Source organism: Lysinibacillus sp. GbtcB16 (assembly GCF_019091145.1).
In the GTDB taxonomy this organism is placed as follows: domain Bacteria; phylum Bacillota; class Bacilli; order Bacillales_A; family Planococcaceae; genus Lysinibacillus; species Lysinibacillus fusiformis.
In genome coordinates, this window is record NZ_JAGXJV010000320.1 from 1 (window position 1) to 277 (window position 277).

General features: G+C 53.1%; 1 pseudogene. It reads right to left on the reverse strand.

Annotated elements, in window-relative coordinates:
- Positions 1-277, reverse strand: a pseudogene (locus tag KVT27_RS24410) (extracellular solute-binding protein); the annotation flags it as partial.

Sequence of the window (277 nt, forward strand, 5' to 3'; positions counted from 1 at the left end):
TCAGCTTCCAGCCGTTCGCCAGGCCGAATGCCGCCCGCAATTGTGCGGTGTTAGCCCCGAGCTCGTTATCGGTGGTGAAACCGACCGTGTCCTTCTTCCCATTTTTGTCCGGATCATTCAAGGCAAACGCCTTCATAATCTGATAAAATTCATCGACGTTAAACGTCTCTTCCTTCGGCATGGGAAGTCCTACGTTGCTGATCCAGTCCGCCCGAATTTGAAAGCTGTCGCGATTCTCGATTTCCCACAGCGGAATTCCGTACACCTTCCCTTGCGG